Below are 17,139 nucleotides of genomic sequence, written 5' to 3'. Positions count from 1 at the left end.
CTGGAAGAGTGATCGAGTCGGACGCGCACTCCCGATCCTCCTGCGAGCGTGGGCGCCGCTCGATGCGCCTCCACGAACGGTCGGGACCCCGACCGGCCGCGGCTCGACCGTGGGACGCGCGGAGGCCGACCCCCGAGGACACCGTGGTTCAGACATCCTTCACCAGCGGCTGGCGCGTCCAGCCGAAATCGAGCATCTTCGGGCAGCTGTTCGCCGCGGCACAGGAGCCGCCGACCGTCACGCTCCCGCACGACGCGATGCTGGGCCTGACCCGCTCGCCCGATGCGGTCGGCGGCTCCGGGAACGGCTACTTCCCCGGCGCAGCGGTGCAGTACACCAAGCTCTTCGACGCCCCGTCGTGGTGGAGCGACCGCCGCGTGTCGGTCGAGTTCGACGGCGTCTACCGCGACGCGATGGTCTTCGTGAACGGCGTCTTCGCCGGGCAGCGCCCCCACGGGTACATCCCGTTCCGGATCGCCCTGGATCCGTTCCTGCGCTACGGCGAGCAGAACGAGATCCGCGTCGAGGCGCGCAGCCACCAGGACTCGCGGTGGTACTCGGGCCTCGGCATCCACCGCGGGGTCATGCTCTCGGTCACCGCGCTGCAGCACGTCCGAGCGGGCGGGACGAGGATCACGACGACGGATGTCGATGCTCGACGAGCCGTTGTCGAGATCGAGCTCACGCTCGAGAACGAGGAGATCCTGACACGGACGCTCCGCGTGCGCACCGAGATCCTCGATGCCGAGGGCACTCTCGTCGCCTCCGATTCCGCGCCGATCACGCTGCGCCCCCACTCCAGCGGCGTCCTCCGGCACCGGCTCGTCGTCGCAGCGCCGCACCTGTGGAGCACCGAGGACCCCCACCTCCACACCTGCACCACGACGATCGAGGTCGACGCGTTCGTCGTCGACGAGCAGCGGACGCGGTTCGGGATCCGCACTCTGCAGCTCGATCCCCTCGAGGGCCTGCGCATCAACGGCGAGGTCGTGAAGCTGCGCGGTGCGTGCATCCACCACGACAACGGGGTCCTGGGAGCCGCGGCGATCCCGCGCGCCGACGAACGGCGGATCGAGATCCTCAAGTCCGCCGGCTTCAACGCCGTCCGTTCCTCCCACAACCCGCTGAGCACCGCGATGCTCGACGCGTGCGACCGCCTCGGCGTCCTGGTGCTCGACGAGGCCTTCGACATGTGGGCGGAGTCGAAGAACAACTTCGACTACTCCCTCGCCTTCCCGGAGTGGTGGGAGCGGGACATCGAAGCGATGGTGGTGCGCGGCTTCAACCATCCCAGCGTGATCGCCTACTCGATCGGCAACGAGGTCCTCGACGCGGGCAAGCCCCTGGGCGCAGGCATCGGCCGCGCCTTAGCCGAGAAGGTGCGCTCGCTCGACCCCACCCGCTTCGTCACGAACAGCATCAGCAGCTTCGTCGCCACCATCTCGGATCTGCTGCCCGTCTTCCTCGCGGAGGCGGACGTCGTGCGCTCGCAGGGCAACGTGAACGATCTGATGGCCGAGCTGCACCACCTGATGGACCGCTTCGGGCTCTCGGACAGCGTGACGGACGCGACCGAGGAGTCGCACGCCGTCGTCGACATCGTCGGGCACAACTACGGCGACGACCGCTACCTCGGCGATCGCGAGCGCTTCCCGAACCGCGTCGTCCTCGGCACGGAGACCCTCTCGCACCGCATCGACCTGCTCTGGGACCTCGTGATGAGCAACCCGCACGTCATCGGCGACTTCACCTGGACGGGCTGGGACTACCTCGGCGAGGCGGGCCTCGGACAGACCCAGTACGTGCCCGCCGGCGAGGAGCCCGCCGGACCGGCGTACCCCTGGCTCCTGGCTTGGTGCGGGGACATCGACATCACCGGGTACCGCCGCCCCGCGTCCTACTACCGCGAGATCGTCTTCGGGCTCCGCGCCGAGCCCTACCTCGCCGTCCACCGGCCCGCCCCTCCGCACGAGCGGGTCACGACCCTCAACTGGGCCTGGAGCGACACCGTCGGCAGCTGGACCTTCGATGTCGAGGCCGGAACACCGATGACAGTCGACGTCTACAGCGCAGCACCCGAGGTCGAGCTGCTCCTCAACGGCCGCTCCCTCGGAATCCGGGGCGCCGGCGCGGAGAGCCGCTTCACCGCCACCTTCGACGTCCCCTATGAGACGGGGGATCTGGAGGCCGTCGCTCGTGACGGATCGGTCGTCACGCGGACTCTGCTCCGTTCCGCTCGATCTGTGGCCGGGATCTCGGCCGAGGTCGATCGCGCTGTCGTTCGAGCCGACGACTCGGATCTCGCCTACGTCGAGATCGAGCTCGTCGACGAGAACGGCGTGCTGAGCACCGCGGACGACCGGGTCGTCACGGTCGCCGTGGCGGGAGCGGGACGGCTCCAGGGACTAGGGTCGGCGCGGCCTGCGACCACCGAGTCGTACCTCGCCGACTCGGTCACCACGTTCGAGGGGCGCGCGATCGCAGTCGTGCGACCGACGGGCGCGGGAGTCGTCCGTGTCACCGTCTCAGCTGACGGCTTCAGCACCGTCACCCTCACCGTCGATGCCCGGGCTTCAGCGGAATCGCCCTGATCGCACCGCCGCCACTGCCCGGACGGCGTCGACTCCGCCCGGCCCGCACGGCCCCCTCCGACCCGAACGGCGGGGGCCGCGGCGCAGCCCGGGACGGACGCGCAGCGGCTCCGCCCCGGGGACCTCACGGCAGGTCTCAGAAGACCTGCCACTCCTTGATGCCGACGCTGCCCTTGCCCGACACCGTGCCCCGAGGGGTCAGCTGCAGGCGCAGCCGTGTCGTCGTGACCGGAGCGAACGTCGCCGTGTTCCACGAGTCGGCGGCCGTCGGGTAGGCACTCGGCGACGGCACCGGCTTCCACGCCGCTCCGTCCCAGTACTCGGCGCGCCACGACGCCGGCACCGCGATGCCCGTGCCGGAGGAGTCGAGGTTGTCGACGAAGTACGCGGCGACGCGGCGCACCGAGGTGGCGGCCGACCAGGTGTACTGCACCCACTGCGCGCTCACCTGCGGCCAGGCACCCCAGGTCGTGGCGTTGTCGTCGGGCACGATGTCACGCGACGTCGCCGGCTCCGCCCCGTCGTTCAGGCCGGTCACTCGGTTCCAGCTCGCCGTGAACGACGCCGCGGCGACGGCGGCCGGCGCGAGGTTCTTGTCGCGGACGATGCGGACGACCGGGGCGGCGGCACTGGTGGTCGGGACCGCGACCCGCACCGGCGAACGGCCGTCGCTGCGGACGGTGCCGACCACGGCGCCTCCGTCGACCGTGACGGAGTAGCTGCCCGCGGGCAGGTTGACGAGGTCGATCCGCGGAGCGAAGCCCGCGCCGCCGATGTTGCGCAGGGTCAGCGCGATGTCCGCTCCGCCCGACTGGATCTCGGCGCGCGTGTAGGTGCCGTTCTCGATGCGGATGTCGAGCTTGCCGAGACTGAACAGCGTGATCCGGCGGCGGACGCCGTCCTTCGGCACGAGCACGAGACCGGTGGCCGTCGTCGTGAGGTCCGCGCCGTAGGCGTAGAGCCCGACGATCGGATCCTCGACCACGGTCGCCGTGGCGGTGCGCAGACCGCCCCAGAAGCCCAGGGCCGCCTCTCCGGACCACGCCCACCAGCCGTCCATGATCGGCATGAAGCCGTACTCGTTCGTGCCCTTCTCGCTCTGGAAGATCCAGGACGCCGCTCCGATGTTGCCCGCGAGGGGGCTGATCTGCCCGGAGTTGATGTTCGCCCAGCCCGACAAGTAGGCGCCGTTCGTCGATCGGACGGAGTCGGCGAAGTCGCGGGCCCGCGTGTCTCCGTAGGTCAGCAGGTAGTCGTGCTGCTGCCAGGCGCCGAGCTGGCACTCGTAGCCGAGGTTCCACCACGACTCGCCCATGTGCCGGTTGTCGGAGCCGTAGAAGTACCACAGCGGCTGCATGCCGCGGCAGGTGAGCGAGGCCTTCTGCACCTTGTCGGCGAGCTCCCTGTTGCCGAACTTCTTCGCCAGCGTGTACGACACCTCGAATCCGGTCGTGTCGATGCTCATCTCGGAGCCGAACGGGTACTTCTCGGCGAAGAAGAAGTCGCGCTTGGGAAGCAGGAAGCGCTCGAGCGAGTCGGCGTCCGCCGTCATGCCCTCGGCCCGGAGCGCGGCGAGGATGTCGGGGTAGGTGTGCTCGCCCATCATCCCGTGCTTGATCGCGCCGTCCCCGATCGGGCTGGGGAGGGGGATCTTCGTGAACATGGCCTCCAGCGTCTTGAACGTCAGCCGGAGGTAGTCGGCGGCGGACCGCTTCGTCAGCGCCGGCTTCACCCGCGCGATGCGGTACATCGCGTAGTAGGTGTTGGCGATGTGGATGTAGTTGTAGGTCCGCCAGACGCCCTGGTCGTTCGGAGTGCCGTCGCGGCCGTCGTACCAGCGGTACACCTGGTAGGTGGGCTGGCCGGCCGAGTCCTTCCTGCCCTGCAGGTAGCCGAGGATGAACGTGTCGATGTAGGTGTCGACCGCCGCGATCTCGGCGGCGACCGGAGCGTCGATGTTCTTCTCGGCGAGGAACACGGCGGGTGCGAGGCCGAGGTCGTCGGCGCCGCCCGCCATCCACTCCTTCCAGCCGCCGCCGGGGTAGTCGTCCCAGGTGACGAGCTTCTGGTTGCTCATGTCCCACTGCAGGAAGGCGCCGTTGTAGCCGCGGGTCGTCTTCGCCTGCTGCTTCGCCGCGATGAAGGCCGCGTGCAGCCCGATCAGCTTCTCGACCGGCTCGATCGAGAAGTACTGCAGGACCGAGGTCTTCGAGCCCCCGTACGTCACCGTGACGGTGCTCGCGCCCAGCTGCGAGAGCGTGATCTCGTAGAGGGAGTAGCCATTGCGGGTCCCGCGCGAGGCGACGGCGACCCCGCGGCCGGCCTGGCCGACGACCGAGGTGATGCCCGCCTTCGCGCGCAGCGCGAGCGTCGCCTTCGTGTCCTGCGGCACGACCATGCCCGGCAGGGAGACCACGTCGACCACTCCGGAGTCGAACAGCACGTCGCGGAGGTCGGTCGCGTCGGCGGCCCAGCGGAAGGTGAATCCGTAGGTCTTCTCCTGCCCGGGCGCGAGCGTGAGCGAGGTGCTCGGCAGGTACGTGCCGGCCTGGTTCCTGCGCTGGGGCACGGCGGCCGAGGAGTGCAGGTAGAACTCGACGAGCCCCTCCCACGACGGGTCCTGCTCCGCGAACGGGCCCTCCCCCGGCCGGGCCTTGTTCTTGAACTCGAGCGACGTGCCGTCCTGGGGCACGAGGACGAGGGTCGAGCCGTCGCCGTTCGGGCGCTGCCAGGTGACGTAGGAGCCGTCACGGCCCACGAAGGAGTGGCGGGCGACGTTCTTCTCGTAGATCCCGGTCTGGTTGCCGCCGTCCCACCACGCGTTCATCAGGAACGGGAGGCCGACGTCGAGGAACTCGAGCGACTCGGTGGAGGTGTTGCGGAGCGTCATGGTCCAGCTGACGCGGTCGCGCTGGGCGCCCGTCAGCTGGTAGCGCTGCGTGAGGTCGAAGTCGCGGATGCCGTTGGCGTCGGCGGCCCGGCCGGAGTAGGCGACCGTGACCGTGTCGGTCGAGGTCGAGACCGTGCGGATGTCGTCGGAGCGGCCGGTCACCATCGCAGTGCCGGAGGTGGCGGCTCCCCTGCGCACCGAGAAGACCGCGTCGCCCGTCCAGCGCGAGTCGCCGACCGAGAAGATCGGCCGGATGTCGGGGTTGGCGACGTAGTTCGTGCCGTAGCCGTCACGCGGATCGGAGAGGACGAACACGCCGCCGGTAGCCCGGTCGACCCGGAAGTCGAAGGCCGGCGAGGAGAGGTCGGCGGTCGGGCCGAGTGCGAAGGCCGACGGAGCCGCGTGCACGGCGAGCGCCGCACCTCCGGCGGCACCGGCGGCGCCGAGCAGGACCGACCTGCGGCGGGGACCGGGCGCGGAGGCGCCGACGGCGCCCGAGGAGGAGGGGACAGTGGTCATGGGGTCTGCTTTCACGTCGGTGGGAAAGAGGGTGCCCGGAGAGACGGTCGGCCGCTGAGGCCGTGCGCTCCACGAAACCTTTCTCACCGAGTACCGCGGCGGGCCGGGTCTCGGATCGAAAGAGGCGAAATGCCTTTCGATAGTAAAGACCTCGCGCCGCGGTGTCGTCAAGACGGGGACACGCACTCGCAGGGTTCCCCTTGAGGAGCGCCGCGGCGCCCGTGACGGTGCATCCCAGCTGCCGGAGGGATGCACGGGCGCCGACGCACGGCGGCCCCGCTGCCGGTCGGCGTCCTGCAGAACCTCAGCTCTGACGGGGGTCTCTCGGCTGTCAGCCGCTATCCCTCCCTCTCAGCCGACGTTGCGCACGCGACGCCGCCGAGCGCGCCCGCAAGCACCCGCGGCCTCAGACCTCCTCGGCCCCACCCGGCAGCAGCGGCCGCTGCATCCGCCGCTCGTAGCGCACGATGCACCGGGAGTCCCGCGCCAGCTCGTACGCGGCGATGCACTCCGGGTCGGTGAGCGAGTCGATCCGGTACCGCTCGTAGTCCGCGAGGGACGGGAACGTGAAGAGCGCGAAGGCTTCGTCGCTGTCCCCCCTCCGCCGGGAGGAAGTAGCCGTGGTGCTGCCCGCCGAAGCGGTCGACCAGGGTCATCCACCGGGTCGCGTAGTCGGTGAACACGTCCAGGAGCGACGGGTCGATCCGGTACCGGAGGTGGATCGTGATCACGCGCGTCCCCCTCGGAGTCGATCGGGTGTCGTCGTGCTGCGCATGGCTCCCCCTCGGGAGATCGGCCGTCTCCGGCGTGCGGACCCTCCGCACTGCTCCCACCGTGTCAGCGCGCAGCGTCCCGCGAGGCGCGACGACGGCCGATCACCGTCGAGAAGCCGCCAGGACGTCTCACCAGCCCGCGGGACCCGCGCTCCCCGCCTCGTACTCCTCGAGCGGCGCCGCCCCGTCGGCCCAGTGCGAGAGCACCGGAGTCACGATGCGCCAGCACTGCTCGGCGACGTCGCCCGGCACCGACAGCAGGGTGTCGCCCTGCAGGATCCCCGCGAGCACCTGTCCGTAGGCGTCGAGGGTGGCGGTTCCCGGATGCGCCTCCAGCGTCGCCCGCTCGAGATCGGTCAGGTCGTCGGCGCTGTTCACGAACAGGTCGAGCCCGACGTCGCCGCCCTTCAGCGACAGGCGCAGAACGGTCCCGGCGTCCTCCCCGCCCGAGCGGAGGCCCCGGGGCGGAGTCGCGGCGCGGAAGTGCACGGCGACCTCGGTGCGCGGGTCGCCGATCCCCTTGCCGGAGCGCAGCACGAACGGCACGCCCGCCCAGCGCGGGACGTCGACCTGGAGGAGGAGCTGCGCGAGCGTCTCGGTGCCGGCCTCGGGGTCGACGTCGGGCTCGTCGACGTAGGAGGGGAGCAGGCGTCCCTCGAGGCGGCCCTCGGTGTAGCGGGCGCGGCGGGCCGTGGCGGGATCGTCGCGCCAGAGGCGGACGGCTCCGAGGGCCTCGGCCATGCGGGCGTGGACGTCCTGCGGGGAGACCTCGTCGGGCCGCTCCATCACCGTCAGCGCCAGCACCATCAGCAGGTGGCTCTGCAGCATGTCGCGCAGCGCCCCGGTGCCGTCGTAGAACTTCCCGCGCCCCTCGATCCCGAGCGTCTCGTCGTAGACGATCTCGACCTTCTCGATGTGCTCGGCGCTCCAGCTCGCCTCGAGCAGCCGGTTGCCGAAGCGCAGGCCCAGCATCCCCATCACCGTCGCGTTGCCGAGGAAGTGGTCGATGCGCCAGAGGCGGTCCTCCGGGATCACGGCCGCGAGGGCGGAGTTGAGCGAGACGGCGTCGTCGAGGTCCTCGCCGAACGGCTTCTCGATCGCGACGACGAGGTCCTCGGGCAGCTCGATCCGCGCCAGCGACTCCGCGACCGCGTGCCCCATGGCCGGCGGGAGCGCCACGTAGAGCACGGGCGTCGACGGGCACGCGTCGAGCAGGGCCGTCAGCTGCTCCGGATCGGAGGCGTCGGTCGCGACGAAGCGCGCCCGCGAGGCGAGGTCGTCGACGGTGTGCGCCGCGATCCCCGCGTCCTCGAGGCTGCGGCGCACGAGCGCCTGCCACTCCTCGTCGCTCTGCGGCGTGCGGGCGGCTCCGACGAGGGTGAGCTCCAAGGCGCGCGCGAGCTCCGCGACCCGTCCCAGCCCCGGGAGCAGCAGTCGCTCGGTGAGGTCGCCTCCGGCCCCGAGGATCGCGACGGTGCGCCGCTGCTGCTCGAGTGCGGTGGCCTCGGGGATCCCGATCTGCTCGGTCATGGTGTCTCCTCCTGTGGGTGGTCCCGGCTCCGGCTGTCCGTCCTGGATCCGGCGTGCGTCCTGGATCCCGTCGGCGGTGCGAGCCGCCACGCTAACCGACCGGTCTGCTCGTGCCCCGAGAGGGGGCTGACCGAGCGGTGACTCCGCCGCGGGAACCCCGGAGCGTCGAGGGAGCCCGCTCGAGCGGGTTCCCTCGACCGTTCGGGGTTCCCCCGCCGTCCGCCGACGCGCGCTAGCGTCTCTCCCGACGGCGGACCACCGCCAGGGGGGAAGGTCCGCATGCTCGAGGAATCCGACCGGGAGCTGATGCGGGTCGTCTCCCGCTACCTCAAGCACGTCGAGAAGCTCGCCGCGACCGAGCAGATCGCCGAGCGCACGCCGCTCGGCGACGCCGTGAGCGAGCACCTCGGCGTCGACGCGACGACCCTGTCGGTCACGACCGAGGAGGTCCTCCCGCACCGCCTGGTCGACGCCGACCTCGCGCTCGACGTCCTCTCGGGAGCCGACTCCTCCGTCCTCGGCGTCGGCGGCGGCGAGCAGCGCGGCCACTCCTCGATCGGCGAGATGCTCGCGAACCCCTACAACCGCTTCGCGCCCGGACCCGTGACGTACGCCACCCGCGCCACCGGGCCCGACTCCGACCGCCGCGTGATCGCGTTCGGCGTGCGCCTGCTCCGCTTCGAGGGCGTGCCGGTCGCCGTGCTGCAGCGGGACGCGATGCCGCAGGTGGGTCGCGAGAGCGCGACGCTCGAGATCCTCGCGGCCGACGAGGAGATCGTGCCGGCGTTCGTCCGCCGCCTGCACGCGCTGATGATCGAGCACAGCGTGCTGCGCGGCCAGGTGCTCTCGTTCGCGGGCACCGAGTTCGGCCGTCACGCCGGAGCCGTCTTCCTCCCCCGTCCCGCGGTCGCCGCGAGCGAGGTCGTGCTCGAGGAGGGCGTGCTCGACTCCGTCGTCGACCACGTCGTCGGCATCGGCGAGCACCGCGCCGAGCTGCTCGAGGCGGGCCAGCACCTCAAGCGCGGCCTGCTGCTCTACGGCCCGCCCGGCACCGGCAAGACCCTCACGGTGCGCCACCTGCTCTCCCGCACCCCGGGGACCACCGCGATCGTCCTGACCGGGTCGAGCATCCGCTTCATCGGCGCCGCCGCCGAGATCGCGCGCACCTTCCCACCCGCGCTGGTCGTGCTCGAGGACATCGACCTGGTGGCGATGGAGCGTTCGCACAGCCCGCAGCCGCTGCTGTTCGAGGTGCTCGACGCGCTCGACGGCCTCGACGGGGACGCCGACGTGGCCTTCGTGATGACCACGAACCGCGTGCAGGTGCTCGAGCGCGCCCTCGCCGCGCGCCCCGGCCGGGTCGACCTCGGCGTCGAGATCCCGCTCCCGGGGCTCGAGGCGCGCCGCCGCCTCTTCCGCCGGTACGCCGAAGCCCTGCCGTTCAGCGGGGCGGCGCTCGACGCCGCGGCGGAGCGGGCGGAGGGGACGACCGGCTCGTTCGCGAAGGAGCTCATGCGCCGCAGCGTCCTCGCCGCCGCCCTCCGCGGCTCCGCGCCCGGCGACGGCGATCTGGCGGCGGCGCTCGAGGTGCTGCTGTCGTCGGCGGAGTCGCTCACCCGTTTGCTCCTGGGCAGCCCGGGCGAGCGGCGGGATCCGGAGGGCGATGACGCAGACCTGCACGACGTCGACCCGCACGACACCGACCCGTACGACGTAGGCCCCGACGGCGAGGTGACGACCGCGGGGTACTCCGCGTCCGCGATGAGCAGCTCCTACTCGGTCACGTACGACGACGACCCGGGCGTCTGACGGGGGCCCGCTAGCAGCACCGGCCCCACTCGGCCAGTCCCTGCGCGGCGTCGGCCGGCGTGGTCGACTGCAGGAACACCTCCCGAAAGCCGGTCCCATGCTCTCCCTCGTCTACTCCAGCCGCGCCACCGCCCCGTTCGACGAGGCGCGCCTCGCGTCGCTCCTGCAGCAGAGCCGCGCCGACAACGCGCGGGTCGACCTCACCGGCATGCTCCTGTACCGCGACGGCCGCTTCCTCCAGGTGCTCGAGGGCCCTGACGACGCGGTGCGCGAGCGGATGGACGCCATCGAGCACGATCCCCGGCACGAGTCGATCCGCATCCTGCTGAAGGAGACGACGACCGAGCGCCTGTTCCCGGAGTGGTCGATGGCGTACGCCGCCGTGCCCGAGACCGCGCAGCCCGAGGGCTTCCGCACCACGTTCGAGGACCTCGCCGGCGACCGCGAGACGAGCCTGACCCTGCCGGCCCTCCGCGAGCTCGTCCGCTGGTTCCAGGAGCGGCCCGCCGCCTGAGAGCGCGGCGACTCCCCGCGTCGCCACCGGCTCAGCGCCCCGATCCGTCGCGAACGGCCGCCCGTGACGGCGCCGAGCGGCCCTTGGTGACGGATCGAGGCTGAGGCGGCCAGTCGGCGTCGGAGTTGCGACCGGATGCCCGCCGATCCGTCGCGAACGGCCGCGTTCCGAACGCTGCCGGGCCTCTGCCCGCGTCGATCCGTCACGGACGGCCGTCCGGATCCTCCCGCGGCGACCAGCAGCGACGGATCACGCGAGCGCCACTCCGATCGGCGCCTCAGCCCCAGCCGAGCTCGACCAGCGCCTCGCGCGCGTCGCGGCGCGGCGAGTACGGCACCTCGACCCCGCGCACCAGCCGGTAGTCCGTGTCGCCCGGCCCCACCCACAGCACGCTGTCGGAGTCGGTGGCCGAGCCCAGCGCCGAGCGGATCGCCTCCGCGGGCTCCGCGATCTCGCGCACGTCGCCGCCGAGCCGGGCCCCCTCGAGCAGGGCACGGCGGATGCGCGCCGGGTCCTCGGACCGCGGGTGGTGGTCGGTCACGACGACCACGTCGGCCCCCTCGGCCGCCGCCCGCCCCATCGGTGCGCGCTTGGAGGGGTCCCGATCGCCGTCCGCTCCGAGCACCACGATCACGCGTCCCGGAGTCACCTCGCGCAGCGCCGCCACCGTCTTCTCGATCGAGTCCGGCGTGTGCGAGAAGTCGAGGTACACCCGCGGCCCGCGCTCCCCCGAGATCAGGAGGGAGCGGCCCGGCACGCGCGCGTCGATCCCGTCGCGCACGGCGTCGGAGAGCGCCGCGAACGGATGCCCGGCCGACAGCAGCATCACCAGCGCGAGCCCCGCATCCGCCGCCATGTGCCGACCGACGAGGGGGACGGAGGTGGTCAGCGAGCCGCCCGGCCCGCTCAGCCGGAACGCGGTGCGCGTCGCCGTCGACTCGAGCACCTCCACCCGCCAGTCCGCGCCGGTGCCGGCGATCGACGCGACGGTGACCACGGGCACCTCGGCCAGATCGCGCATCCGCTCGCCCGCCGGCGAATCGAGCAGCACCACCGCCCGGCGCGAGAGCGACGGATGCAGCAGCCGCGCCTTCGCCCGCAGGTACTCGTCCATGCCGCCGTAGTCGTCGAGGTGGTCGTGGCTGAGGTTGGTGAACCCCGCGACGTCGAAGTGCAGCCCGTCGACCCGGTGCCGGGTCAGCGCCTGCGCGCTCACCTCGAGGGCGGCGGCGTCCACTCCGTCCTCGACCATGCGCGCCAGCAGCGCGTGCAGCTCCGGGGCCTCGGGCGAGGTGAGCCGGCTCGCGATCTCGACGGACCCGCTGCGCCGCGTCGCCGTCGAGCTGTGGCCGACGCGCCTCCCGAGCTGCTCGAGCACAGCCGTCAGCAGGTGCACGGTCGTCGTCTTGCCGTTCGTGCCGGTCACGCCGAAGAGCGGCGGGCGAGCGGAGCCGGTGCCGTAGACGCGCGCCGCGATCCGTCCCAGGACCCGCCGCGGATCCGGAGCGACGAGCACCGGGAGTCCGGCGGTCCGCGCGGCCCCCTCCTCGTCGGTGAGCACCGCGACCGCGCCCGCCGCCCGAGCCCGCTCGACGAAGTCGGCACCGTGCGCGCCCCGCCCCGGCAGCGCGGCGAACAGCCCGCCCGGCTCGACCTCGCGGTCGCTGACGGTCACGCTCGTCACCCGGACGTCGGGGCCCTCGAGCCGCGCGCCCGTCGCGGCGAGCTCCGAGAGCACCGCCCCCGCCGTCGAGCGCGGCCGGAGGAACGAGAAGTCCGGCACTGCGCCCCTCGCTGCTCCCGAGCACCGCGATCCGGCCCGACCAGCCGATCGTAGGAAACCCGCCGACCGGGGTGAAGACGATTGACAAACCGGACCCGGTCCGATCCGCCGGGAGCGCTCTCAGCGTTGCCGCGCCCTCCGCGTTCGCCCGTGAGCACCCGAGACCATATGATGCTTATTAATAGTCATGGAGGATCGATGTACACCGCACCGGAGCTCACGGACGAGGAACTCGAGGTCCGCCGCGAGATCAGAACCGTGAGCGACTCCCTGCTGCACCAGGTGCGCCAGGCGAACCGCTGGACGGCACCGCTGCGCCGCATGACGATCGCGCGCAACGTGCAGGGGTCGAACAGCATCGAGGGCATCACCGCGAGCGTCGACGAGGTGGGCGCACTCGCGCAGGGCGAGCAGCCCCCAGGAGTGGGCGACGACACGGCGCGCGCCCTCCTCGGCTACCAGCTCGCGATGACCTACGTCCTCCAGCTCGCGCAGGATCCGGTGGTCGTCGACCCGACCCTCCTGCGCAGCCTGCACTACATGGTGGCGTCGCACGACCTGTCGGTGCGGCCCGGGCGCTACCGGCTCGGGCCGGTGTTCGTCCAGCAGGAGTCGACCGGGGACATCGTGCACGAAGGCGCGCCCGCCGAGGACCTCCCTCCGCTCGTGGAGGAGTTGGCCACGACCGTCCGCGGCACCGGCGACAGCCTCGTCGACGCGGCGATGGCGCACCTCAACTTCGTGCTCATCCACCCGTTCCGAGACGGCAACGGGCGCATGGCGCGCATCCTGCAGTCCCTCGTCCTCGCCGCCGACGACGACGTCTCGCCCGTCTTCCTCTCGACGGAGGAGTACCTCGGCCGCCATACGCAGGCGTACTACGACGCGCTCGCCGAGGTCGGCGGCGGGGGGTGGTCTCCGGGGCGCGTGCCTCCCGGACGAGCCCGCCCATGGATCCGGTTCATGCTCACCGCGCACCTCAACCAGGCCCAGGAGCGAGCCTTCCGCATCGCCGCCGCGAGCGAGGCGACGACGGCCCTGAGCGCGATGGTCCTCGCGGCCGGCGTCGACGACCGCACCCTGGACGCGCTGTTCGACGCCCTCCTCGGCGCGACGCTCACGAGAGGCCGTTACATCTCCTCGCTCGCCGATATGGGCGCGACGATCAGCCCCCAGACCGCGACGCGCGACCTGGCGACGCTCGCGCAGGCCGGTCTCCTCGAGGCGACCGGAGAGAAGCGGGGTCGCGCCTACACGGCGGCCGCACCCCTTCTCGCCCTGCGACGCGAAGTCGGCCTCGGGCGCGCGTGGCGGCACGTCGATCCATTCGCCGGCTCGTGAGCGCGACGCCCCGCCGCGGCCCTCAGGCCCGCTGCCGGAACCAGTCCAGCAGCAGCTGCGCCCGAGTCGGCTCGTCCCAGCTGCTTCGGCGCTTCTGCGGGGAGTCGAAGAACGCGTCGCAGTCCGGAGCCCGCCGGCTCGGCGTCGGGAAGCCCCTCCGAGCCGGATCGGCGCCTGGCATGCTCGAGGAATGAGGAGCCGACCGGACGCCCGCGAGCTTCGGCGCCTCCGGACACAGCACCGCGCACTCCTCCAGCGTCCCGTCCACGAACCTGACGATGCTGAGTGGGCACTCGTCCGCGACGCGGTGCTGGCCGTCCTGACGGGCGAGGACCTGTGGGGTCTCTTCCCGGAGTCACCGGCCGACGAGTACCTGCCCGAGGCGGTCGACCTCACCCGGCTCCTCCTGCAGGACGGGGTCTGCCTCGGACTGCACGTGCGGACCTGCTGGGCGGCGCTGTTCGACACGGTGCTCGAGACCGAGGTGGCCGAACGGCTCGCGGGGCGCATCACGGCGGAGGTGCGTGAGGCGATCGCCCTCTCCGCCGGCTCGTCGCCGGACGGCGTCCGCGAGGCCGGAGGCGAATTCCTCCTCGGCGGGGGCTCTCCCCGTCAGGTCGTCGCGGCGGCCGTCGACCGCGTCGCCGCGGGTGTCCCGGGTGAGCGGCTGCTCGCGCTCGCCTCCCTCTACTCCGACGCCTCGTCCTGGGAGGTCCTCGACGCCCTGAACGCCGCCCTCGCCGAGGCGGGGGAGCCTCCGCTCGTGGAGGGCACCGACGAGATCGCGATCCTCGCGCTCCGCTCGGCCTGCCGTCGCTTCCTCGCGGGAGAGACGGACGTGCGCTCGCTCTCGTCCTGGGCGCACGCGAAGATCGGACACGAGGGGCCCGAGGTCGCGGAGCCGCTCGTCCTCCTCGACGACGACCTGGACGTCGTCGGACCGCAGGGAGTCGATCCGGCGATGCTCCTCGATGCACGCCTTCGCGCCGTCGCCTTCCTCCGCGCCACCGCCTGAGCATCCCCGGCGAGCGCCGTCGCCCACCTCGCGGTCATCCGTCACAGACGGCCGCCCCGACGCTCCGGCGACGGCCGTTCGTGACGGATCACGCGCCCCGCCGCGGCCCTCAGGCCCGCTGCCGGAACCAGTCCAGCAGCAGCTGCGCGCGAGACGGCTCGTCCCAGCTGCTCCGGCGCTTCTGCGGGGAGTCGAAGAACGCGTCGTAGCCCGGCGCCCGCCGGAGCTCGGCGTCTTCGGGCGTCGGGAAGCCCATCGACCACTGCGGGAAGCGCCGGCCCTCGATCGACTCGCTCAGCAGCTGGGTGACGTCGGTGTGCCGCGGGTCGGCCGCGATCACGCGGTAGCGCTCGAGCACGTCCTCCTCCTCGCCCTCGAGGACCTGCATGAAGCGGCCGTTCTTGAACAGCAGCATCCCCGTCAGCCCGGAGCGCGCGTTGTTCTCGCGGCTCTGCCGCAGCAGCTCGGCGAGGTCGGCGTCGCCGAACGTCTCGGCCGCCGAGCTGACGTAGGTGACGGACAGCATCAGCGCTCTCCTCCTTCTTCCTCGTCCCGGCGGAGGACCAGCAGGGTGACGTCGTCGTCGGGCGGGACCGAGGCGATGAGGTCCTCGACCGCGGCGAAGAGCTCGCCGTCGTCGGCGCACGAGCGGACGAGATCCGCCAGCTCGTCGAGCGCCGCCAGGGTGCCGTCGTAGAGGTCCAGCGCCCCGTCGGAGCAGGAGAGCAGCGTGTCGCCCGGGAGGAGCGTCGTCGCGCGCGCCTCCCAGCCGACGTCCTCGCCGATGCCGATCGGGAAGTCGGACGACGTCAGCCGCTCGGCGGTGCCGTCGGCGCGGACGATCACGGTCAGCCCGTGGCCCGCGTCGGCGTAGTGGAGCTCGCCGCTGCGCGTGTCGAGGCCGAGGTGGACGAGGGTCGCGAAGGTACCCGTCGCGGACAGGTCGGCGAGCAGCTGCTCGTTGACCGCGGTCATGGCCGCGCCGGGCTCCCAGCCGCGTCGGGCCTGGAACGCCGAGCGGACGGCCGAGGCGACGAGAGCCGCGGACACGCCCTTGCCCATGACGTCGGCGAGCGTCGCGTCGACGCGCCCCTCGAGCACGTCGACCGAGAAGTAGTCGCCGGCCACCTCGGAGTGGGGCCGCGTGAATCCCGCGAAGGAGTAGCCGTCGACGCGCACCGGCGCGGGCAGCATCTGCCGCTGCGTCCAGCCCGCGTGGTCGGCCGCGCGCTGCTGCACGAGCTCGCGCTCCACCCACCGGCCGAGCTCGTCGAGGAGCTCCTGGTCCTCGCCGCTGAGGTCGCGCGGCGCCGTGTCGACCAGGCAGATGGTGCCCACGCGCGCACCGTCGGCCACGCTGAGCGGGCGGCCGGCGTAGAAGCGCACGTGCGGCGGACCGGTGACCGTGCCCCGCTCCGAGAACCGCGGGTCCTCGAGCGCATCCTGCACGACGACGATGTCGGGCTGCTGCACGACGACGTCGCAGAAGGAGTCGGCCCGCGGTGTGTAGGGGGACCCTCCCGGCCGCTGCGGCGACTTGGTGAACTGGTGCTGCTGGTCGATGAAGTTGATCTCGGCGATCGGCACGCCGAACAGCTCCTTGGCCATCCGCGTGACCCGGTCGAACCGCTCCTCCGGGCCGGTGCCCACGATGTGCAGGTCGTCGAGTGCCGCGAGCCGGATGCGCTCCCGCGCCACCGACCGGTCGACCGGCGCATTCTGCGTCACGTGACAGCACCTCTCCCCAGAACCGCACAGGCGGCCCGAGCGAGCCGCTCGCGCTCGTCCCGCAGGGGAGCGCTCGAGGGAACTCTGGCAGACGACACGTGTCGGATCGACGCGATCAGCCGGTACGCCCCGCAGACGGGGGTGGCGCGAAACGTCACACGCCCCCGTCAGTCGTCCGTCGGACGCCGCCGCTGCCGCTTCGTCGCCGACCGCTGCTGCTTCGCCGCCAGGTGGCGCCGCGCCGATCCGCGGGTCGGGCGGGTCGGGCGCCGCGGAGCCGCCGGGGGCGCCAGCGCCGCGCTCACCAGCCCGCGCAGGGACTCGAGAGCCGCCTCGCGGTTCCGCAGCTGCGACCGCTGCTCCGACACCGTCACGGTCACGGTCCCCGCGACCAGCCGCCGCTCCAGCCGTTCCAGGAGGCGCGCCCGCTGCTCCTCGCCGAGCACCGCCGATCCCGCCACGTCCCAGGTCAGCTGCACGCGGCTGTCGGACGTGTTCACGTGCTGCCCGCCCGGCCCGGACGACCGCGAGAAGCGCCACTGCAGCTCCGACGCCGGGATCGTCAGGCCGCGCCCGATCTCGAGATCCATCGCGGCCTCCCCCTCGTCCGACGGTCGCTCCCGCACGCGGCGGCCCGGCACGCTCG

11 protein-coding genes and 1 pseudogene are annotated in these 17,139 nt (G+C 72.4%); 5 read left to right on the top strand and 7 right to left on the bottom strand.

What is annotated here, in order from left to right; all coding sequences use genetic code 11:
* Window positions 1-143 precede the first annotated feature (143 nt).
* A complete protein-coding gene (locus ASF46_RS00620; RefSeq protein ID WP_056865991.1) occupies window positions 144-2,591 on the top strand; it encodes a glycoside hydrolase family 2 TIM barrel-domain containing protein in 2,448 nt (815 codons plus the stop codon).
* 136 nt (window positions 2,592-2,727) lie between these two features.
* Here the strand turns inward: ASF46_RS00620 and ASF46_RS00615 are convergent, their stop codons facing one another.
* From ASF46_RS00615 to ASF46_RS00610, 3 genes and pseudogenes are all read right to left on the bottom strand, one after another.
* The gene (locus tag ASF46_RS00615; protein WP_056865990.1) at window positions 2,728-6,000 is read right to left on the bottom strand and encodes a DUF5695 domain-containing protein; all 3,273 of its coding nucleotides are present in this window, start codon (window positions 5,998-6,000) and stop codon (window positions 2,728-2,730) included.
* Between the two features lie 406 nt (window positions 6,001-6,406).
* Window positions 6,407-6,541: pseudogene (locus ASF46_RS19635) on the bottom strand (hypothetical protein); the annotation flags it as partial.
* 361 nt (window positions 6,542-6,902) lie between these two features.
* Window positions 6,903-8,303: a glucose-6-phosphate dehydrogenase gene (locus ASF46_RS00610; RefSeq protein ID WP_056865989.1), complete on the bottom strand. Its 1,401-nt coding sequence runs from the start codon at window positions 8,301-8,303 to the stop codon at window positions 6,903-6,905.
* 279 nt (window positions 8,304-8,582) lie between these two features.
* On the opposite strand from ASF46_RS00610, the gene ASF46_RS00605 reads away from it, so the two are divergent.
* A complete protein-coding gene (locus tag ASF46_RS00605; RefSeq protein WP_082485088.1) occupies window positions 8,583-10,112 on the top strand; it encodes an AAA family ATPase in 1,530 nt (509 codons plus the stop codon).
* A 97-nt stretch (window positions 10,113-10,209) separates the two neighbouring features.
* Window positions 10,210-10,626, top strand: coding sequence for a BLUF domain-containing protein (locus ASF46_RS00600; protein WP_056865988.1), 417 nt, complete (start codon window positions 10,210-10,212; stop codon window positions 10,624-10,626).
* Window positions 10,627-10,903: 277 nt separating this feature from the next.
* Here the strand turns inward: ASF46_RS00600 and ASF46_RS00595 are convergent, their stop codons facing one another.
* Window positions 10,904-12,409, bottom strand: a complete 1,506-nt coding sequence (locus ASF46_RS00595; RefSeq protein ID WP_056865987.1) for a Mur ligase family protein — start codon at window positions 12,407-12,409, stop codon at window positions 10,904-10,906.
* Window positions 12,410-12,607: 198 nt separating this feature from the next.
* Here ASF46_RS00595 and ASF46_RS00590 point away from each other — a divergent pair, with 198 nt between their 5' ends.
* Window positions 12,608-13,750: a Fic family protein gene (locus ASF46_RS00590; protein WP_056865986.1), complete on the top strand. Its 1,143-nt coding sequence runs from the start codon at window positions 12,608-12,610 to the stop codon at window positions 13,748-13,750.
* Between the two features lie 190 nt (window positions 13,751-13,940).
* Window positions 13,941-14,765 carry a hypothetical protein gene (locus ASF46_RS00580; protein ID WP_157602112.1) on the top strand — a complete coding sequence of 275 codons (825 nt, stop codon included), beginning with the start codon at window positions 13,941-13,943 and terminating at the stop codon, window positions 14,763-14,765.
* 109 nt (window positions 14,766-14,874) lie between these two features.
* On the opposite strand, the gene ASF46_RS00575 is transcribed toward ASF46_RS00580, so the two are convergent.
* The 3 genes from ASF46_RS00575 to arfB form a co-directional block, all read right to left on the bottom strand.
* On the bottom strand, window positions 14,875-15,291 hold the full coding sequence (locus tag ASF46_RS00575) for a BLUF domain-containing protein (protein ID WP_056865983.1): 417 nt from the start codon (window positions 15,289-15,291) through the stop codon (window positions 14,875-14,877).
* Complete coding sequence (locus ASF46_RS00570; protein ID WP_056865982.1) at window positions 15,291-16,493, bottom strand: PP2C family protein-serine/threonine phosphatase; 1,203 nt, start codon at window positions 16,491-16,493, stop codon at window positions 15,291-15,293. Before ASF46_RS00570 ends, ASF46_RS00575 begins: the two co-directional genes overlap by 1 nt.
* A 167-nt stretch (window positions 16,494-16,660) precedes the next feature.
* Window positions 16,661-17,083 (bottom strand): alternative ribosome rescue aminoacyl-tRNA hydrolase ArfB, encoded by a 423-nt coding sequence (gene arfB / locus ASF46_RS00565; RefSeq protein WP_056865981.1) that lies wholly within the window; start codon window positions 17,081-17,083, stop codon window positions 16,661-16,663.
* Between the last annotated feature and the right edge of the window lie 56 nt (window positions 17,084-17,139).

This window comes from Rathayibacter sp. Leaf296 (genome assembly GCF_001423045.1).
Classification (GTDB): domain Bacteria; phylum Actinomycetota; class Actinomycetes; order Actinomycetales; family Microbacteriaceae; genus Rathayibacter; species Rathayibacter caricis.
Note: the sequence above shows the minus strand (reverse complement) of the source record. Positions and strands in the feature narration are given on the sequence as shown.